Annotated in this window: 17 protein-coding genes and 1 riboswitch; all 17 genes read right to left on the bottom strand. The window is 65.3% G+C overall.

Annotation, left to right across the window (positions count from 1 at the left end; all coding sequences use genetic code 11):
- Window positions 1-8 precede the first annotated feature (8 nt).
- Window positions 9-449, bottom strand: a complete 441-nt coding sequence (locus EBI04_RS13275) for a carbohydrate ABC transporter permease (protein WP_206202054.1) — start codon at window positions 447-449, stop codon at window positions 9-11.
- A gap of 357 nt (window positions 450-806) precedes the next feature.
- Complete coding sequence (locus EBI04_RS02680; protein WP_135255930.1) at window positions 807-1,577, bottom strand: SDR family NAD(P)-dependent oxidoreductase; 771 nt, start codon at window positions 1,575-1,577, stop codon at window positions 807-809.
- Window positions 1,570-3,042: an FGGY-family carbohydrate kinase gene (locus EBI04_RS02675; protein WP_240695351.1), complete on the bottom strand. Its 1,473-nt coding sequence runs from the start codon at window positions 3,040-3,042 to the stop codon at window positions 1,570-1,572. The genes EBI04_RS02680 and EBI04_RS02675 overlap by 8 nt, the downstream gene beginning before the upstream one ends.
- Complete coding sequence (locus EBI04_RS02670) at window positions 3,042-3,842, bottom strand: BtpA/SgcQ family protein (RefSeq protein WP_135255928.1); 801 nt, start codon at window positions 3,840-3,842, stop codon at window positions 3,042-3,044. The genes EBI04_RS02675 and EBI04_RS02670 overlap by 1 nt, the downstream gene beginning before the upstream one ends.
- Complete coding sequence (locus tag EBI04_RS02665; protein WP_135255927.1) at window positions 3,829-4,569, bottom strand: DeoR/GlpR family DNA-binding transcription regulator; 741 nt, start codon at window positions 4,567-4,569, stop codon at window positions 3,829-3,831. Before EBI04_RS02665 ends, EBI04_RS02670 begins: the two co-directional genes overlap by 14 nt.
- A gap of 166 nt (window positions 4,570-4,735) precedes the next feature.
- A complete protein-coding gene (locus EBI04_RS02660; RefSeq protein ID WP_167481863.1) occupies window positions 4,736-5,953 on the bottom strand; it encodes an MFS transporter in 1,218 nt (405 codons plus the stop codon).
- Window positions 5,941-7,209, bottom strand: a complete 1,269-nt coding sequence (locus tag EBI04_RS02655; protein ID WP_135255925.1) for a TRAP transporter large permease — start codon at window positions 7,207-7,209, stop codon at window positions 5,941-5,943. The genes EBI04_RS02660 and EBI04_RS02655 overlap by 13 nt, the downstream gene beginning before the upstream one ends.
- A gap of 4 nt (window positions 7,210-7,213) precedes the next feature.
- Window positions 7,214-7,672 (bottom strand): TRAP transporter small permease, encoded by a 459-nt coding sequence (locus EBI04_RS02650; RefSeq protein WP_135255924.1) that lies wholly within the window; start codon window positions 7,670-7,672, stop codon window positions 7,214-7,216.
- Window positions 7,672-8,718 (bottom strand): DctP family TRAP transporter solute-binding subunit, encoded by a 1,047-nt coding sequence (locus EBI04_RS02645; protein ID WP_135255923.1) that lies wholly within the window; start codon window positions 8,716-8,718, stop codon window positions 7,672-7,674. The genes EBI04_RS02650 and EBI04_RS02645 overlap by 1 nt, the downstream gene beginning before the upstream one ends.
- A 1-nt stretch (window position 8,719) precedes the next feature.
- A complete protein-coding gene (locus EBI04_RS02640; protein ID WP_135255922.1) occupies window positions 8,720-8,962 on the bottom strand; it encodes a lipoyl domain-containing protein in 243 nt (80 codons plus the stop codon).
- Complete coding sequence (locus EBI04_RS02635; RefSeq protein ID WP_135255921.1) at window positions 8,953-9,933, bottom strand: alpha-ketoacid dehydrogenase subunit beta; 981 nt, start codon at window positions 9,931-9,933, stop codon at window positions 8,953-8,955. Before EBI04_RS02635 ends, EBI04_RS02640 begins: the two co-directional genes overlap by 10 nt.
- Complete coding sequence (locus EBI04_RS02630; protein WP_135255920.1) at window positions 9,930-10,901, bottom strand: thiamine pyrophosphate-dependent dehydrogenase E1 component subunit alpha; 972 nt, start codon at window positions 10,899-10,901, stop codon at window positions 9,930-9,932. The genes EBI04_RS02635 and EBI04_RS02630 overlap by 4 nt, the downstream gene beginning before the upstream one ends.
- Complete coding sequence (locus EBI04_RS02625) at window positions 10,888-11,724, bottom strand: TrmB family transcriptional regulator (RefSeq protein ID WP_167481862.1); 837 nt, start codon at window positions 11,722-11,724, stop codon at window positions 10,888-10,890. The genes EBI04_RS02630 and EBI04_RS02625 overlap by 14 nt, the downstream gene beginning before the upstream one ends.
- Before the next feature lie 925 nt (window positions 11,725-12,649).
- The gene (locus EBI04_RS02620; RefSeq protein ID WP_135255918.1) at window positions 12,650-14,320 is read right to left on the bottom strand and encodes a ribonucleoside-diphosphate reductase subunit alpha; all 1,671 of its coding nucleotides are present in this window, start codon (window positions 14,318-14,320) and stop codon (window positions 12,650-12,652) included.
- A gap of 9 nt (window positions 14,321-14,329) precedes the next feature.
- Complete coding sequence (locus EBI04_RS02615; protein ID WP_135255917.1) at window positions 14,330-15,301, bottom strand: ribonucleotide-diphosphate reductase subunit beta; 972 nt, start codon at window positions 15,299-15,301, stop codon at window positions 14,330-14,332.
- On the bottom strand, window positions 15,285-17,486 hold the full coding sequence (gene metE / locus EBI04_RS02610; RefSeq protein WP_135255916.1) for a 5-methyltetrahydropteroyltriglutamate--homocysteine S-methyltransferase: 2,202 nt from the start codon (window positions 17,484-17,486) through the stop codon (window positions 15,285-15,287). Before metE ends, EBI04_RS02615 begins: the two co-directional genes overlap by 17 nt.
- On the bottom strand, window positions 17,483-17,848 hold the full coding sequence (locus tag EBI04_RS02605) for an acyl-CoA thioesterase (RefSeq protein ID WP_167481970.1): 366 nt from the start codon (window positions 17,846-17,848) through the stop codon (window positions 17,483-17,485). The genes metE and EBI04_RS02605 overlap by 4 nt, the downstream gene beginning before the upstream one ends.
- A gap of 212 nt (window positions 17,849-18,060) precedes the next feature.
- Window positions 18,061-18,191, bottom strand: a riboswitch (cobalamin riboswitch).
- Window positions 18,192-18,282: the final 91 nt, after the last annotated feature.

The following is an 18,282-nucleotide window of genomic DNA, read 5'->3' as shown; positions in this document are numbered from 1 at the left end:
TCCTTCCTTCACTTCACCGCCCCCAGGGTGAGACCCTCCACCAGATACCGGTCCACCATGCGGGCGAGAAGGGCCACGGGAAGAACGGAAAGCACCACCCCCGCCGCCACCTGGGCGAAGAGCACCCCCCGCTGGGTGACGAAGGTGGACAGGGCCACGGGTACCGTCTGGGTGTCCCGGCCCGAAAGGAGCAGGGCGAAGAGGAACTCGTTCCACGAGAGCAAGAAGCCCAGGATGCCGGCGGCGAAGAGCCCGGGGGTGGCCAGGGGCAGCACCACGCGGAAGAACACCTGGAAGGGCGTGGCCCCGTCCACGTAGGCCGCCTCCTCCAGCTCCCGGGGAAGGTTCTGGAAAAACCCCAGGAGCAACCAGGCCATGAAGGGAAGGGCGAAGGCCAGGTAGGAGAGCACCAGGGCCCAAAGGGTCCCCGACAGGCCGAAGAGCCGCATGAGGGCGAAGAGGGGCAGGGCCAGGACGATGGGGGGAGCATCTGGGTGGCCAGCACGGCGAAGCGCAGCCCGTGCCCTCCCACCCGGTAGCGGGCCAGGGCATACCCCAGGCCCGCCGCCAGGGGCAGGCCCAGGAGCACCACGGAGATGGCCACCAGGAAGCTGTTGCGAAAGGCCTTTCCAAAAGGCCCCTCGAGGACATTCCGGAAGTTCTCCAGGGTCCAGGGTCCGAAGGCGGGGGGCAGGGCGTAGGCCAGCCCCTCGGGGAGGAGGGCGCTTCGCAGGGTCCAGAGCAGGGGCAGAAGGAAGAGCAGGTTGAAAAGCCACAGGCCCCCGTGGGCCAGCCACCTCATCGCCCTAGAAGATCCAGGCACCGCCGTTCACCTCCACCGCTTCCCCGGTGATGAAGTCCGAGTCCGGACCCGCCAGGAAGCTCACCACCTTGGCCACGTCCTCGGGCAGCTCCAGCCGGCCCAAGGGAGTCTGGCGGATGTACTCCTGGACCACCTCCTCCGGGGAGATGCCGCGAAGCTGGCTTTCCCAGAGGACCTCCCTCTCCTGCATGGAGGTGCGCACAAAGCCCGGGTTGACAGCGTTGGCCGTGATCCGGTAGGGGGCGAGCTCCTTGGCCACCGCCTGCACCAGGCCCAAGACGGCGAACTTGCTGGCGGTGTAGTGGGCCAGGAGGGGGGCCGCCTGCCGGGCGGCCATGGAGGCGGTGGCGATGATCTTTCCCCTAAGCTCCCGTCCCGGCATCAAGGGTTGGTGCACCATGGCCCGGGCAAAGGTCTGTACGGTGAGGAAGGTGCCCTTGGCGTTCACGGTGAGGTTGAAGTCCCACTCCTCCTCCGTCAGGTCCAGAAAGCGGTTCATGGTGGACACCCCGGCGTTGGCCACCAGGACGTCCAGCCGGCCGTCCTCCCGGAACACCCTGTCCCGGGCGGCCTCCAGGTCCTTCCTCGAGGTCACGTCCAGGGGCAGATAGGGCATCCCCAAGGCCTCCCCCACCGCCTTGGCCCGTTCCCCATCCAGGTCCGTGACCCACACCTTGAAGCCATCCCGGGCCAGCCGCTCGGCGATGGCCTTGCCGATGCCGGTACCCGCACCCGTCACCAAGGCGTTAGGCATACTTACCTCCCAGGCGCGGGTAGAGGTCCTTGAGGCGGCCGTAGAGTTCCCGGTAGACCTCGTAAAGTTCCCGGTAAACAGGGACCCACTCCCCCACAGGCTCCGTCACCTCCTCTACCCTGCGCCTTATATCCCCGTACCCCCAGAGCCCTGCGGCCACCCCCGCCAGGAAGGCGGTGCCGAAGGCGCTACCCAGGTTCGCTTCAGAAAGCCTCTCCAGGGGCCTCTCCAGGACGCTGGCCAGGATCCTCCGCCAAAGCCGGCTCCTGGCACCCCCGTCCATGACGAAAAGCCGCTCCACCCGGTGCCCCCTGGCCTCGAGGACCTCCACATGGTGGCGGAAGGCATAGGCCACCGCCTCCAACAGGGCCCGCCAGAGGTGGGCGGGGGTGTGGGTGAGGGTGAGGCCCACCACGGTGCCCCGGGCCTCGGGGTCGTGGATGGGGGTCTTCTCCCCCAGGAAGTAGGGCAGGACCACCAGGCCCTGGGCCCCCGCGGGCACGGCCTCCGCCTCCTGGTCCAGCTGGGCAAACCCCACCCCGGGCCGGAACCCATCCCTAAACCACCGGAGGAGGCTTCCCGTGGTGGCCATGCACCCGTTGATCACGTACAGGCCGGGAATGTCGTGGAAGTCGATGAAGAGCTCGGGCACGGGGGCGAACCGGTCCACCGCATAGAGGAAGTCCCCCGCCCCTCCCAGCTTGACCACCGCCTCCCCTTCCTCCTTGAGGCCGGAGGCCAGCGCGGCGGCGATGTGGTCGGCGCTCCCGGCGATGACGGGAAGGCCATGGGGAAGGCCCACCTCCTGGGCCACCTGGGCATCCACCTCCCCCACCACCTCCCAGGGCCGCCGCACGGGGCCCAGGAGAGACGCCTCCAAGCCAATGTACTCCAGCACCTCCCCAAGCCAGGCCTCGCTGGAGGGGTTCCAGAGCCCCGACTCCAGGGCCCAGTTGGCCTCCTGGTACCGGGCCCCCGTGAGCCGGAAGGCCATGTGCTCGTAGGACCCCGAGATCCAGGCCACCCCTGCCCAGGCCTCGGGCTCCCGCCTTCTGAGCCAGAGGAGCTTCGGGGCCAGGACCTGCTGGTTCCAGGTGGCCCCGGTGCGGGCGAAGAGCCAATCGTCGCCGAAGCGCTCCTTAAGCTCCCGGATCTCCTCCACAGCCCGGGCGTCGTTCTGCTGGATGGAGGGCCTCAGGGGACGTCCCCGGGCATCGTGGAGGACCAGGGCCGGCACCATGCCGGAGATGCCCAGGGCCTTTAAGCCCCGGGGATCCCGGCCCTGGAGCACCTGGCGGACCGTGGCCTTAAGGCCCTGCCACCAGCTCTCCGGGTCCTCCTCGGCGAAGCCGGGATGGGGGGAGTGGAGGGCGTGGGGGTGTTCCGCCTCCGCCAGCACCTCCCCCTCCCCCGACAGGAGGACCGCTTTCACCGAGGTCGTCCCCACATCCACCCCGAGGATCATCACCGCCCCCTTGCCCGCCGCACGATCTCCATGAACTCCCGGGCCCGCTTGGGGTCCACGGGGTTCCAGGTGATCCCCTCCTCCTTGAGGGCCGTGCCCACGATGACCCCATCCGCCACCCTAAGGATCTCCTCCACGGTCTCGTGCCGGACGCCGGTGTTGGCCAGCACCGGCACCTGGGGCAAGGCTTCCTTCACCGCCCGCAGATGCTCCAGGTTCACCCCCTCCCCGGTCATGGGGCCGGAAACCAGGATGGCATCCGCCAGGCTGGAAAACACCGCGCTTTTAGCCCTTTCCACCAGTGAGCGGGAGTCCAGGGGAGAGGCGAACTCGGCGGAAACGTTGTACAGGAGGAAGAGGTCATCCCGCCCGAGCCGCCTCTGGTAGCGCAGGGCCTCCGCTGCCCTTCCCTGCCAGAGGCCCATGTCCGATCCGTAGAGGCCGGTGAAGATCTCCCGTACGAAGCGTGCCCCCGTGGCGGCCGCCAGGGCCATGGTGGCCATGGGGTCCCAGAGCACGTCCACCCCGAAGGGAACCCGGATCTCCTGCTTCAGGCGGCCGATCACGTAGGCCATGGTGGCGGTGCTGGCGGGGTCCACCTGGAGCTCGTAGGGCCGGTCGTTCTCGTTCCCGAACATCACCGCATCCACTCCGGCCTGTTGCAGGGCCAGGAGGTCCTGCCGCGCCGCGCTCACGATCCCCTCCAGGTCCCCGTCGTAAAGGGGAGCGCCCGGAAGGGCCTTGAGGTGCACCATGGCGATGACCGGCTTGTATCCGAAAAGGGCTTCAAAGCGTTTCACGTACCACCTCCACCGGTACCAGGGCCTCGAGGGTAGGGTCCTCGAGGTCCGTGATCACGAGATGCAGGGCGTTCAGAGGGGCCACGAAGGCAGGGGCCCTTTTCCCCCACTTGCTGCGGTCCGCCAGGAGGACGGTGCGCTGGCTCACCGCCATGGCTTTCCTCTTCACCGCCGCCTCCTCGAAGGTGTGGTTGGTTATCCCCTCGGGATTGAAGGCATCGGCCCCCAGGAAGAAGATGTCCGCCCGCACCTGGCCCAGAAGCTCATCGGTCCAGAAGCCCACCAGGCTGTAGAACCCATTCCGAACCCTTCCGCCCGGGAGCAGGACCTCCGTCTCCCCCTGGGCCAGGACCTGGGCCAAGGCCACGTCCAGGGCTACAACCCGTAGGGCCCTGCCCGCCAGCAGGCGGGCCAGAGCCAGGGTGGTGGTGCCGGAGTCCAGAATCACCGTGGCCCCATCCGGGACCATGCTGCTCGCCCTGCGGGCAATGGCCTCCTTCTGGCTGGGATTCTGGGTGAGCTTCACGGCGTAGGGGGGCTCCGCCTCGGGGAGAAAGGCCCCGCCGTGGTCCCGCTGCAGGAGGCCCTGCCTGGCCAAGGCAGCCAGGTCCCGCCTTACCGTGGCCTCGGAAACCCCCAGGTGCCGGGCCAGGTCCTTGGTGCTCAACCCCCCGTGCTGGCGGAGAAGCTCAAGCAGGTTTTGCCGTCTTAAGCTGGCTAGGGGCATTGTTTGCGCGATTTTAAGCGTACCTGCGCGATTATGTCAAGACCTGTCCCGGAGGTTCCCGAAGAACCCTGGGGAGAAACGAGCTCCCGGGACGCCCGGCTTTTTCCCGAGGCACCCCTAGGTTCGTGTGGAAACCCTAGCCCACCAAGAAAAGGATGGGTGGGGGTTAGGGCCGGCTCCCCTTCCCAAGGACTTCCCGGTGAATGCGCATGGCGCCCACCAGGGCAAGGCCTTGAAGCAGGGCCAGCCCCAGGAGCGGGAGGGGGTACCCCACCCGCTCCACGGCCAGGCCAAAGGAGGTCTGGATGGCAAAGATGCCCAAAACCCCCGTGACGTTGACCAGGGCCATGGCACGGCCAGCGGAATCCGCAGCCAGGGAGGCCGTTTGCGCAAGGACCATGGCGTTGAAACCACCCCCTAGGCCCACCAGGGCGTAGGCCAGGGGCAAGGGAGCGCCCAACGCCCAAAGCACCAGGCCCAGGCTGAATAGAGCCACCCCCATCCCCAGGGAGCGCCCGGTACCCAGTGTGCCAGCCAGCACCCCGGCCAGCACGCCTCCACCAATGGAGGCAGCGTTTAGGACCAGAAGCCACCGACCTACCCAGGGCCCCTCGAGGCCCATCTCGTAGGCATAGGCTCCGGCCCACAGGCTCTGCACGGCAAAAAAGCCGCCGATGTAGGCGAAGGCCACCAGGCCCATGGAGGCCACAACCGCGCTCCCTCGCCACCTGCCCGCACCTCTCCCCAAGGAACCCTCCCCTTGGAAAGCGCGGGAAGCCGTACCCGACGGGCCGCCTCGAGGGCCCCTCCCCAAGCGGTCCTCTCCTGCCAACGGGTCCCGTGGGGCTACCCCCAGGCCCAAGAGGGCCAGGGCCATGGCCAGCAGGGCCAGCAGCAAAAAGGCTCCCCGCCAGCCCAGGTTCTCGCCGGCGTAGGCCAACGGGCTCGTGGCCAGCAACCCACCCAGGCCCCCCAGGGCCACGGTAAACCCGCTCATGGCCCCCATGCGCTGGGGGCTGTGGAGCTGGTACGCCCGGATGGCCCCCACCAGGGCCAGGGCCACACCGGCCCCCATCAGGCCCCGCCCCACCAGCAACAGGGTGAAGCCCCTTCCCAGGGCAAAAAGGAGGGAACCAAGGCCTGCAACAAGGAGAAGGGGGAAAAGCACCCGGCGCGGGCCGTACCGGTCCAGGAGGCCGCCCAGGGGGAGCTGGCCCAGGGCGAAGGCCAGGTAGAAGGTGGCGGTCAGGCCTCCCAGGGCCGCCGGGGAGAGCCCAAGGTCCCGGGCCAGGGGATCCGCCAGCACGGCGTTGGCGGAGCGCAACAAGTAGGAGAGGGCGTAGCCCAGGGCGTAGGGCAAGAGCCTTGCGCCTAGCTGCCCCACAGCACCCGCCGCAAGAAGGGCCAGTAGGCCAGAAGGAGGAGGCCCACCGCCGAGGCCAGGACGAAAGGCCAGATCTCCCGCCAGATCTTCTCGATGGGTAGTCCGCTAATCCGGGCACTCACGAAGAGGTTCACCGCCACCGGTGGGGTGATCTGCCCGATGGCCATGTTCACGGTCATGACGATGCCCATCCACACCGGATCCCAACCCATGTGGAGCATGACCGGAAGCAGGATGGGCAGGGTCAGGTAGTAGATGCTCACGGCATCCAAAAGCATCCCCAGCACCAGCCAGAAGAGGTTGAGGACGAGCATCAGGGCCAGGGGATTCCCGGCCCACTCCAGAAGGACCTGGGAAGCCCTTCCCACCAGGCCCACGGTGTCTGCAGCCCAGGCGAAGATCCCCGCCCAGGCCACGATGGCCATGACCACGGCGCTGGATACTCCTGCCTCCACCAGGAGAGGAACGAGATGGGCGGGGCGCAGAGTCCGGTAGACGAAGAAGCCCACAAATAGCCCCCAAAACACCCCCACGGCGGCCGCCTCCGTGGGGGTGAAGACCCCACCGTAGATGCCCCCCAGGATGACCAGTGGGGTCAGGAGCCCGGGCACCGCCTCGAGGAAGAGGCGGAACCGGGGCACCTCCACCTTCACCGCTTCTCCCCAGCCCCGGGCCCGGACCACCAGGACCGCAGCCAGACCCAGGAGCCCCCCTATGAGGATTCCCGGAAGGATCCCCGCCCAAAACTGCTGGGCCACCGAGGTGCTGGCCAGGGTAGCGTAGACGATCAGGGCGATGGAAGGAGGGATGATGATGGAGAGCTCCGCCGAGGCGGCCACCAAGCCAGCGGCGAACCCCGGGGCATACCCTTGGCGCACCATCATGGGGATGAGAATCCCACCCAAAGCGGCCACGGTGGCGGGGCCCGAACCGGACACGGCACCCCAGAACATCCCGGCCAGAACCGTGGTTATCGCCGCCCCCGCCCGCCATCCCCCCATGAGGGCCAGCAGAAGGCGCACGATCCTCTCGGCGATGCCGGCCCGGTCCATCACCGCTCCAGCCAGGATGAAGAAGGGGATGGCCAGCAGGGGAAACTTGGCAATGCCCGCCTGGAAGTTGAAGGAAACCACCTGAAGCCCAAGCCCCCCGGCAGCAATCACGCAAACGGCGCTGGCCCCCAGGGCAGCGGCCACGGGGACGCGCAACAGGAGAAGGGCAAGAAAGAGCCCTATGAGGAGGATCCCGAGCCCCATCCACCTACCCCCGGAGGCTCCGCCACACCCCTTCTAAGGCACGAAAGGCCACCCAGAGGGCCAGGAAGGGGGTGGGCAGGGTGTAGACCGCATTGGGCAGGCCCAGGGAGGGGGAGGTGGTCCTGAGGAGGAGGTCGTCCTGGGCCTGCCTCCAGGCCAAAAGGGCCAAGAGCAGGAAGAGGAGGGCAAACACGGCAAAGCCCAGGGCGACGAAACCCCGGCGCCAGGGCGCAGGGAGAACCTCCGTGAGGGCCACAAAGCGGATGTGGGCACCCTCCTGGCCCTCCCGCAAACCGATGGCCACGCCCAGCAGGGTGGCCCAGACAAAGGCGTTCACCAGGAGTTCCTCCGTGAAGGCCAGGGGATAGCGCAGGAAGTAGCGGGTAAGCACGTTGGCGAAGGCCAAGGTGGCCATGCCGCCCAGGAGCAGGGCCAAGAGGGTTTCCTCTACCTTGCGCAGCATCACTTGGCCCGCTTCTTATCCGCCTCCGCCTGGACGATCAGGGTCCCCCCAATCTCCCCCATCCACCGCTGGACCACGCCCGACACCCGCTCCCGGAAGCGGCCGATCTCCAGGGGCGTCAGGACCGTGACCTGCACGCCCTGGGACCGGAGATAGGCCAGGGGATCGGTGATCTCCACCTTCACCCCCAGGGAGGAAAGGTAGCGGAGGGCGGTGCCGTCGTCCATTCCCGCGCGGGCCAGGGCCTTCTGGTAACGGGCCGCCTCGAGGGCAGCCTCCTGGATGGCCTTCTGCACATCGCTGGGGAAGGTGCGCCAGGTCTGGGCGCTGGCGGCGAAGATCAGGGGATCGATCACGTAGTTCCACACCGTGAGGTAGCGCTGCCCAAGCTCCCAGAGCTTGTAGGGAATGATCACCCCCACGATGGGGTTCTCCTGGCCCTCAATGACCCCTTGCTGCAGGGCGGTCAGCACCTCCGCCCAGCTCATGGAGGTGGGGTTAGCCCCAAGGGCACGGAAGGTATCGATGAAGATAGGGGCCCCCACCACCCGGATCTTCAGCCCCTGGAGGTCCTCCGGGGTGCGGACGGGCCGCTTGGAGTTGGTGAGCTGCCGGTATCCGTTCTCCCCCCAGGCAAGGGGCTCGGCGCCAAGCTGCCGGAGCCTTTGGAAGATGGCCTTGCCCGCCTGGCCCTCCTCCACCGCGTCCAGCTCCTTATAGCTGGGGAAGAAGAAGGGCAGGTTGAAGAGGTTCAGCTCCTTCACCTGGGGAGACCAGTTGATGGTGGAGCCAATGGCGAAATCCGCCACGCCGGTGCGCAGAAGCTGGAACTCGTTGGTCTGCTGTCCGGCAAAGAGCTGGCCCGAGAAGTACACCTTGATGTTGACCCGGCCCCCCGTCTTTTCCTTGACCAGATCGGCGAACTTCTGGGCTCCCATGCCCCAGGCGGTGTTGGGAGCCACCACCACGGAGAGCTTGTACTCGCTCTTGAACTGGGCGAAAGCAAGTCCCAAGAGCACCAGGATGCCGGTCAAGATCCTCTTCATCTCACACCTCCTCGTAGTACCCGAGAATTGCGCCCACGGGGTAGGTTCTGCCTACCTCCGCCAAGGCCTCCCTCAAGACGCCATCCGCCTCGGCCTCCACCTCCACCAAGGCCTTGTCGCTTTCCACCTGAAAGAGGGGTTCCCCACGGCGAAACCCCTCACCCACCTCCTTGAGGAAACCCTGGAAGGTTCCCTCCTGCATGGTGAGGCCGAGCTGGGGCATCAGGATGGGTTTTAGCGCCACGCCAACACCTCCTTTGCCGCTTTGAGGATGTCCTCCACCTGGGGAAGAACCCGGCGCTCCAACGGAGGGCTGAAGGGAATGGGCACATGGGCCGCCCCCACCCTCGCCACGGGGGCCTTGAGCTTTCCCCAAAGCCTCTCCTCCAAGGTGGCGGCGATCTCGGCACCCGGACCCAGGAAGCGCCACCCCTCGTGGGCCACCACCGCCCTGCCCGTCCTTTCCACGGAGGCCAGCAGGGTATCCCAGTCCAGGGGATAGAGGGTCTTAAGGTCCACCACCTCCGCCTGCACGCCCTCCCCGGCCAGGAGTTCGGCAGCTTCCAGGGCCTTGTGCAGGGTCAGGGAGTAGCTGATGAGGGTGAGGTCCGTCCCCGGGCGCACCACCTCCGCCCGGCCCAAGGGGACTAGGTACTCCCCCTCGAGGACGGGTCCTTTTCGCGGATAAAGGGCCTTGTGCTCAAGATAGAGCACGGGGTCCTCAGACCGAATGGCGCTTTTTAATAGGCCCTTGGCATCCTTGGGGGTAGCGGGAGCCACCACCTTGAAGCCCGGCAGGTGGAGGAAAAGGGCCTCGAGGCTCTTGGAATGATGGGCGCCAGCGGAACGGATGGCCCCATCCGGGGCCCGGATCACCAGGGGAACCCGGAGCTTGCCCCCGGACATGTAGCGGATGCTGGCCGCCTGGTTGGCCAGCTCATCCATGGCCAGAAGAAGGAAGTCCGCGAAGTGGATGTCCAAGACGGGACGGGCACCCACCAGCGCCGCCCCCAAGGCCGCCCCCACCAGGGTGGGCTCGCTGATCGGGGTATCCCGAACCCTTTCCAGGCCGAACCGCTCCGGCAACCCCTTGAACTGTCCGAAAATGCCCCCCTGCTTGGCAATGTCTTCCCCCATGAGAAAGACCCGGGGATCCCGGGCCATCTCCTCCTCCATGGCCTCGCGGGTGGCCTCGGCGAAGGTGATCTGCCTCATCCCTCCCCCCACGGGTAGTCGCCCACCGGCTCGGCGAATAGGTCCGTAAGGGCTTCCTCCGGGTCCGGCCAGGGACTGCGTTCCGCAAAGGCCACCGCCTCCTCCAGAGGCTCCTCCTCTTCCCTTTCCAGGTCCTCCAGTTCTTTCTGGGCAACGCCTGAGGCCAGGAGCTTACCCCGGGCGATGGCCAAGGGGTCCCTTCTTCGGGCTTCCTCCACCTCCTGGCGGCTCCGGTACCGCTCGGGATCGCCCACATAATGCCCCTTGAAGCGATAGGTGTGCACCTCCAGGAAGGCTGGCCCCCGGCCCATGCGAATGCCGGAGAGGAGTTCAGCCGTAGCCCCATAGACCTCCTCCACCTCGGTCCCATCCGCTTCCAGATACGGCACCCCGTAGGCGGCGACCAGGGCGGGAACACGGAAGGCATGGCTCTCCGCAAATCCAGTGGTGGAAGCATACCGGTTGTTTTCCAGAACAAACAGCACGGGAAGCCTCCACAAGGCCGTCAGGTTCAGTCCCTCGTGGAGCACCCCGCGGCCCAAGGCCCCATCCCCGAAGAAGCAGAAGACCACTCCCTCCCGCCCTAAAACCCGGAGCCCCAGCCCGGCACCCACGGCAATGGGGATACCGCCAGCCACGATGCCGTTGGCCCCCAGCATCCCCCGGTCGGCGTCAAAGAGGTGCATGCTCCCCCCCTTTCCCCGGCAGATCCCCGTCTTACGGCCGAAGAGCTCCGCCATCATGGCCTTCGGTTCGACCCCCACCGCCAGGGCGTGGCCGTGGCCCCGGTGCGTGCTGGTGAGGTAGTCCCCCGGACGGTAGTGGGCCAAGACTCCTGCCGCCACGGCCTCCTGCCCGATGTAGAGGTGGACGAAGCCAGGGATCTTTCCCGTAAGAAAGAGTCGCTCCACCCGCTCCTCGAAGCGGCGGATCCGGTACATGAGCCGGTAGAGGTCAAGGAGCCCCATGGACCTCCTCCCCCGTCACCATTTGCCTGAGATCCTCCCGTCCCGTCCACAGGGCGGTGAGCTTGTCCACGCCGTAGGCAAGGGTCATCTCCGCCAGCACCACGTCGTGGCGCACGTACTCCTCCGCCACCAGGACCAGTGCTGGGTCCCTGGTCCGCACCGCCCAGCTCTCCCCTTCCCCAACCAGGTTTCCCACCACCACTTCCTCGTGGTCCCGCACCACGACAAAAAGCCGTGCCCGAAGCCTTCCCTCCACCACCCTGGGGTCAACGAAGTGGTGGTAGTAGATCTTCCCCAGTTCGGGGTCAGCCCGGTTTCCGAAAAGGACAAGGCGGATGCGCACACCGCGCCTCCGTACCTCTAACAGGGCATCCTGAAGAATGTCCAGCTGTTCCTGCCACAGGGAAAGGGTGAGGGCCCGGTCCGCCTGTTCCACCAGGGTCTGGGCCTCGGCCACGGTTCTTTCAGGGCCTCGAACACGCCAGATGGCCTCGGCGGGACGCTCCGGCCCTATGCGGCTCAGGCTCTCCCTGGCGCGGGCTATCTTTCGCGCCAGATCCCTTTCAAACCGGGAGAGAAGCTCTTCGGGAGGAACGGCTCCGTAAAAAACCCCCTCCTTGTCCTCCGTCCGGTATGCCGCACCGCGTGCCACCAAGCGATCCAGGGCCTGGTAGACCATCGAGCGAGGTACCCCACTTTCCTTTGCAACTTCATACCCTTTCTGGCGCCCGCCCCGAAGGAGGGCAAGATAAGCCTTGGCCTCGTACTGGCTGAAGCCTAAGGCTTGCAAATCCGCAATGGCCGGGGTAGCCGCGTCGGTCATGGGCGTAGTTAGTTTCCTAACCTCGTCTGGCCCAGTGTATCCTGGCGCACCATGCATGTCAAGGTCGGCTGGCGTGCCTGGCATATCGGCCAGTAAACGTCGATAGAGACGAAAGGGGAATAACAACCTGAGGGCGTGAGCGATCAACATCGCCGCCGAAGGGCCGCGATGGGTTTCCCCTCCTGCACTCGAGAATTCACCGGCGCATACCCTCCGTCAGCTCCTCGCATCGGGAAAGAGAGGGTTCGCGTCCACCGGCCACTCGAAAACGGTCAATACCGGGATGGGATCACCGACCGTCTACCTTTCCCTTTCGCCCGGCAACGTCGAATTCGGCGAGTAAGGCCCGGGCCCAGTATCGGGTATAAAGGGGGGCGCTCCCGGTCATGCAAAGGTTCCTAAGTATGGGCTTGGGTAAAACGGCGTGACGACGTTCAAAAACTTACCGCGAGGTGACGATGGTCCACCTTGCTCCCTATGCCAAAAACCGTCCGCCACCCTAAGCGACCTCATAGTGCCACTTAGTGGTTCCCGAAGCTTAGTTGGGCTTGCACCTCCATACTCTCTACCCCCTCTTCCATCTTCCATGTGAGGCTCTACAAGCCTCCGCTTTGGCACTTCCTTCTGGGGTTAAGCCCACCCCACCCTCGGCTCAAAGCCTTCCCCCGGCCCATACCCGAGGGGTGTGGGCTAGGAAGGCTCGCTTGCCCTTCTCGAGAGGAGCCATGGGGACTCCATTCGCGAAAGATTTTTCACGAACACAGAGCCGGGGTCTAACCCGAGCATCCCCTTTCCCGCCCCCCTTGCCCCCCAGCCACCCCATGACAAGGTCTAACTAAGGAAGATCCTTGCCTGAGCCCCCAGCCTGGTCCTTCCAAAGTGGGGGTGGTATAACCCCCTTGCGTGGTGGCTGCCAAGGGTGCTCTTAACTTTCGCAAGCCCGGCAGGAAAGCAGCAGGTCCCGGCTGTAGGCTTGGGCCGCACTGGCGCTGAACTGGTAGTAAAGGGCCTTGAGCCCACCCCTCCAGGCGTGCAGGTACAGCTCGTTCACGTCCTTGGGTGGAGCCTCGGGGTGGATGACCAGGTTGAGGGACTGGCCCTGGTCGATGTACTTCTGCCGGGCGATGGCCAGGTTGACCAGGGTCTTTTGGGAAATCTCGGAAAAGGTCTTGAACACGTCCTTCTCCTCGTCGGAAAGGAAGTCTAGGTGCTGCACGGAGCCGTTATGCTCCAGGATGCTCCGCCACACCTTCTCCTCGTTCTTGCCCTTCGCCTGGAGGAGCTCCTCCAAAAAGGGATTCTTGAAGGCGATTCGGGCCTTTTGCAGGTCCTTGAGGTAGTAGTTGCTGGTGTAGGGCTCGATGGAGGGGGAAACCTGCCCCAGGATGAAGGAGCTGCTCTTGGTGGGGGCGATGGCCAGGAGGGTGGCGTTCCGCCTTTCCATTAGGTCGGCCAGTTCGTCCTCCGGATGGCGCTTCCTAAGCCAGCGGCTCGCCTCCTCCGCCTTTTCCCGGATGGTCTTGAAGATGAGGTTGTTAAGGAAAAGGGCCTCCGCGCTCTCCAGGGGAATTCCCTTGGACTGGAGGTAGCTGTGCCAGCCCAAAACCCCGATCCCGATGGCCCGGTACCGCTTGGCGAAGCGCACCGCCCGCTCCATGTAGGGGATGCCCTCCGCCTTCTCGATGAAGTCGTCCAGCACGGAGTCCAGGAAGATGGTGAGGGTTTCCACGGCGTCTGTGTCCTTCCACTCGTCGAAGTGGAGGAGGTTTAGGGAGGAGAGGCAGCACACGAAGCTTTCCTCGGGGCTCGAGGGGAGCATGATCTCGGTGCAGAGGTTGCTGGCATGAATCGTCTTCCCCAGCTTCTTGAAGACCTCCGGGGCCTGGCGGTTGGCGTTGTCCCGGAAGAAGATGTAGGGGATCCCCACCTCGGCACGGCTTTTGAGTACCTTAGCCCACCTTTCCCGTTTCTCCCTGTCCCCGGCGATGGCCTCCTCTAGCCAGGCATCCCCCACGGAAACCCCCCAGAAGAGGGACTGGATCTCCCCTCCTTCCCGCTGGATCTTGAGCCACTCCTCGAAGTCCGGGTGCTCAATAGGGAGGTAGGCGGCGCACTGCCCCCGCCGGGTGGAACCCTGGTTGAACACCTCGATCACCCGGTCGAAGAGCGAAGCGAAGGCGTAGGAACCGTTGCTTTCCCCGTTGTCCCGGATGGGGGCCCCCCTGGGGCGGAGGGCCCCCAGGTAAACAGAGGTGCCCCCACCCTGTTTGCTCATCATGCCGATCTCCGCCACCGCCCTCAGGATGGAGGCGGTGTCGTCTTCCACGTAGGTGCCGTAGCAGGAGATGGGGAGACCCCGCTTGAGGCCGTAGTTGGCCCAGATGGGGGTGGCGAGGGAGTACCAGCCCCGGGCCATGTACTCCTGGAACTTGCGGGAGAAGCCCTCGATGCGGGTCAGGGCCTCAGCCCGGTCGGCGATCTCCTTCACCCTCTCCTCCACCGTCACCCCAGGGAGAAGGTAGCCCCGGCTCATGTAGAGCCTCGTCCATTCGTTGGCCCAGTACCAGGGCCGGTATTCCCGCTTGGTCTTGGTCATCCTTCCCTCCTAGAAAAGGCTTTCCGGGTCGTAGCTCTGCACCCTGCGGGCGTAGGCCACGCTCCTCTTGTTGAAGAAGTCCACTTCCTTGTCCGCCAAAAGCTCTAGGTCAAACCACTCCGTATCCCTTAGGCACTCCTTCCGCACGGGGAAGGGCGCGGGCAGGCCGTGGAGGGAAAGAACCTGGTTGTACCGCCACTTAAGGAACTCCAGGACCTCCTCTCCCCTCACCACCTCGGTGTCCCCCCGGGCGAAGATCCACTCCAGGAGGGCTTCCTCCGTGCGAAAGAAGGCCTCTACCCTATCCAGGGCCTCCTCGGTAAAGGAGGGCCCGAAGAGGTCCGGCCGCTCTTCCCTAAGGATCCTGAGGAGCTCTACCCCAAAGAGGCCGTGCAGGTTTTCCTCCTTACTGGTGGCCTCGATGGCGTTGGAGATCCCCTTGAAGCGACCAAGGCGCTTGTTCAGGGCCATCAGCACGTAGAACTGGGAGAAAAGGGAGGCGTGTTCGGTGAAGGCGGAAAAGAGAAGGAGGGCGAGGGCGTGTCCCCTCAGGTCGCCTCGGAAGGCGGATCCCAGGACCTCGGTTAAGTGGCGGTGCCGTTCCCTTAAGGCGGTCTCCTCCTCCAAGGCCTGGGCAAAGCGGTCCTCGAGGGCCAGGAGATCCAAAAGGTGGGCGTAGGCATTGGCGTGACGCACCTCGCTCTCGGCGAAGGTCATGCCCACCTCGGCCACCTCCGGCTTGGGGAAGACCTCGTAGGTTCGGGCCCAGTAGAGCTTCACGGAAAGCTCCACCTGGGAGATGGCAAGAAGGGAGCGCTCCACCAACGAGCGCACCTCAGGACCCGCCAGGGCGTAGTCCTGGACGTCTGCCGCATAGCTGAACTCCGTGTGGAGCCAGTAGCTGTGCCGGATGGCGTCCCGGTAGGCTAAAAGCCTCGGATACTCGTAGGGACGGTAGTGGGGCCTAGGATCCGTGAGCATGGCTCCCTCCAAAGGCCTTCCGAAGCCTCTTGGCTGCCTCCACCATGTTCTTGAGGTTGGCCAGGGCCTCCTCGGGCTTCCGGGTCTTAAGGCCACAGTCCGGGTTCACCCATAGCCTTTCCGCAGGCAGGTACCGGAGGTAGGCTTGAAGGCGGGTAAGGATTTCCTCCGTCGGAACCTCCAGGGGGGAGTGGACGTCAAAGGCTCCGGGGCCCAGGCCTAGGGAAAGCCCTGTGAGGGTTTGGAGAAAGCTGGGGTCTTGCCTTGCTCCCTCAAGGCTTGCCACATCCGGGTCCATGACCTCCAGGAAGGGGCGCAAGGCGGCGTAATCGGAGTAGCAGAGGTGGAGGTGCACCTGGACCTCCGGCGGAAGCTCCCCCACTACCCGCAGGAAGGCCTCCCCCACCAGGGCCAAATACCCAGGGCGCTCCTTTGCCTTCAAAGGGAGCTTCTCCAGAAGCGCCGGCTCGTCCACCTGCACCACCCGGATTCCGTGGGAAGCCACTTCCTTTACCTCCTCCCGCAGGGCCTCCGCCAGGGCGATTACCGCTTCTTTGAACTCCACCCCCTGGGGTAGGTAGCTCCAGGCAGCCAGGGTGATGGGTCCCGTAAGGATGGCCTTTACTGGCTTAGGGGTGAGGCTTTGGGCGAACAGGGTTTCCCTAAGGACCAAAGGCTCCCTCCGGCGGGGCGGGGCGAAGAGGATGGGTGGGCGCCAGACGCGGCTCCCGTAGGAGAGGACGAAACCCTTCTGGGTGGGATAGAAGCCCTCTAAACGCTCCGCGAAAAACTCCACCATATCGCTGCGCTCGGGCTCTCCGTGGACCAAAACGTCCAGGCCCAGTTCCTCTTGGAGGCGGATGTTTGCCCGGATGGCTTCCTGGATGTGCAGCCAGTAAGCCGTCTGGTCAAGAGCCCTGGAGCGCAATCTTTTCCGGAAGTCGCGAAGCCCCTTGGTTTGGGGGAAGCTTCCTATGGTGGTGGTGGGGAAAGGGGGAAGGGCCAGGTTCTGCTGGGCTTTGGAGCGCTCTTCCCTGGGTGGCCTCGAGGCCGGCACTGGGGAGGGGCGGAAGTCCCAAGGCGGGGGTGGGGTGTACCAGGCCCGGGCTTGTGCGAAGGCAGTTTCCTCCTCAGGCGAGGGCGGCGATTCCTGGGAGGTGGTCCACGTTAAGAGGATGGCCTTCAGCAGGGCAAGCTCCTTAAGCCGCTCTCGGGCAAAGGCCAACCGGCCTGCCAAGGCTCCGGGCAAAGGTTCCGCTACTTCCCACGGCAGGTGGTACAAGGGTGCTTTGGGAGCCACCCACACCTCCTGCCCGGTCTCTGCCAGAGGCGATAGAACCTTCCCAAGGGCAAGGAGGTTGGTGCGCCACACCCCAAGACCCTCCACCACCTCCACCACCAGGGCTGTGCCCTTGGGTACTTGGGGTAAGGAGATCCCTGGGGCCAGGATTACCCCTAAACCGCGAAGGGGAAGGGTGGCCAGGGCCTCAACCACCCTTGGAGCGGGGGGTAGGTAGTAGGGCAGGAGGACCAAGGAAACCTCCTGCGCTAAGGTACCGTAGAAGGCCAGAAGGTGGGGGAGGTTCTCCTCTGCCCCATCCAACCCCAAGGCGGGTTCTTGGAGGAGCACGGTTCTTCCCCTAACCGGCTGGACCAGCTCCACGTAAGCTTCCGTCAGGGCTTCCAGGTGTACTCCCAGGTGATCCGGGGGGTTTTGCGCCATGCGCAGAAGGGTGTAGGGTCCGAGCAGGGTCGGGAGCCCCTCCTTCAAAGCCTGGTTCCGGCCTACGGGATAGGGTAGGCCCCAGCCCGGCTGGGGGGTATACCGGGGCCTTTCTGGCAAGCGTGGAACCAAGTAGTGGTAGTTGGTGCCGAACCACTTTCGGAGGGGCAGAGCTTCCTTGCCCCGGGCCAGGGCGTAGTAGCCCTCCAGGTCCCCGGGATCCAGGGGGTAAAGGCCCAAGGCCACCGCCAGGTCCAGCATGGGGTCATAAAGGCTCAGCTCGCCCGCCGGGTAAAGGTCCACCTGTTCCCGGTAGGTGGCGAGCCTTAGGGCCTCGAGAGCCTCCAGGCCCTCGAAAAAATCCTCCCGCGATATGGAACCTGACCAGAAGCCCTCCAGAAGCCTTTTGTATTCCCGGTTAGGACCGAGCCGTGGAAGACCGTAAGCCAGCGTACGGATCATTCCTTCCCCTCCAGAGGTGGCACGGGAACAGGACGCCCCTCCCCATCCACCGCCACCAGCACGAACCCGCCCTTAGCCGCCAGATAGGCTTCCTTACCTGGCTCAATGGGTTCCACCCACATCTCCACCTCTACCCGCATGGAGGTGCGGCCCACCTCTACCACCCGGGCCACCAGCTCCACAATGGAGCCCAGGGGTACGGGGCGCTTGAAGTCCACCGCATCCGAGTGCACCGTCACCACCTTGCGCCTGGCGTGGCGGGTTGCAGCCACGAAGGCTGCCTGGTCCATCCAGGCCATGGCGGTGCCGCCAAAAAGGGTCCCGTAATGGTTGGTTTCCCCAGGGAAAACTGGGTAGACCATGCGCGTTTCCTTCACCACGGACCTCCAAGGGCCGTCTTTGGGCCCGCAAGAGCTAAACCATGCCTGCTGCCTGCCCAAGGGGAATAACCCCGTGCTGGGCAAGAACTTGCCTAAGGTCGCCTGGCCCAAGGTCCCTTGGGCCACCGGGTTTTGGGGGGTTAGGAGTCTAAGGTCCCACAGGCATCACCACCTTCACCCTTGCCTCGAGGGCTACGGGGTAAGGCCGCGAAGCGGGTACTCGGGCTTCCGGACAGAGCCGGTTACCGTTGCGGGACAGCGCCGGACTTTCACCGGACTTCCCCCACCGCCTGCAGGCGTCCAGGCCTGTCAGCCTGGCATCGCAGCCGGGACACCCCAAGTGTTGGGTGTCCTACCCAGGAGGCTACAACTTGTTGGGGAAAGCCGTCAATACCCTGCGCTGGTTTTCCCGGTTG

Origin of the sequence: Thermus caldilimi (genome assembly GCF_004684245.1) — a bacterium.
Classification (GTDB): Bacteria; Deinococcota; Deinococci; order Deinococcales; family Thermaceae; genus Thermus; species Thermus caldilimi.
This window is presented reverse-complemented; position numbering and strand designations above follow the sequence as displayed.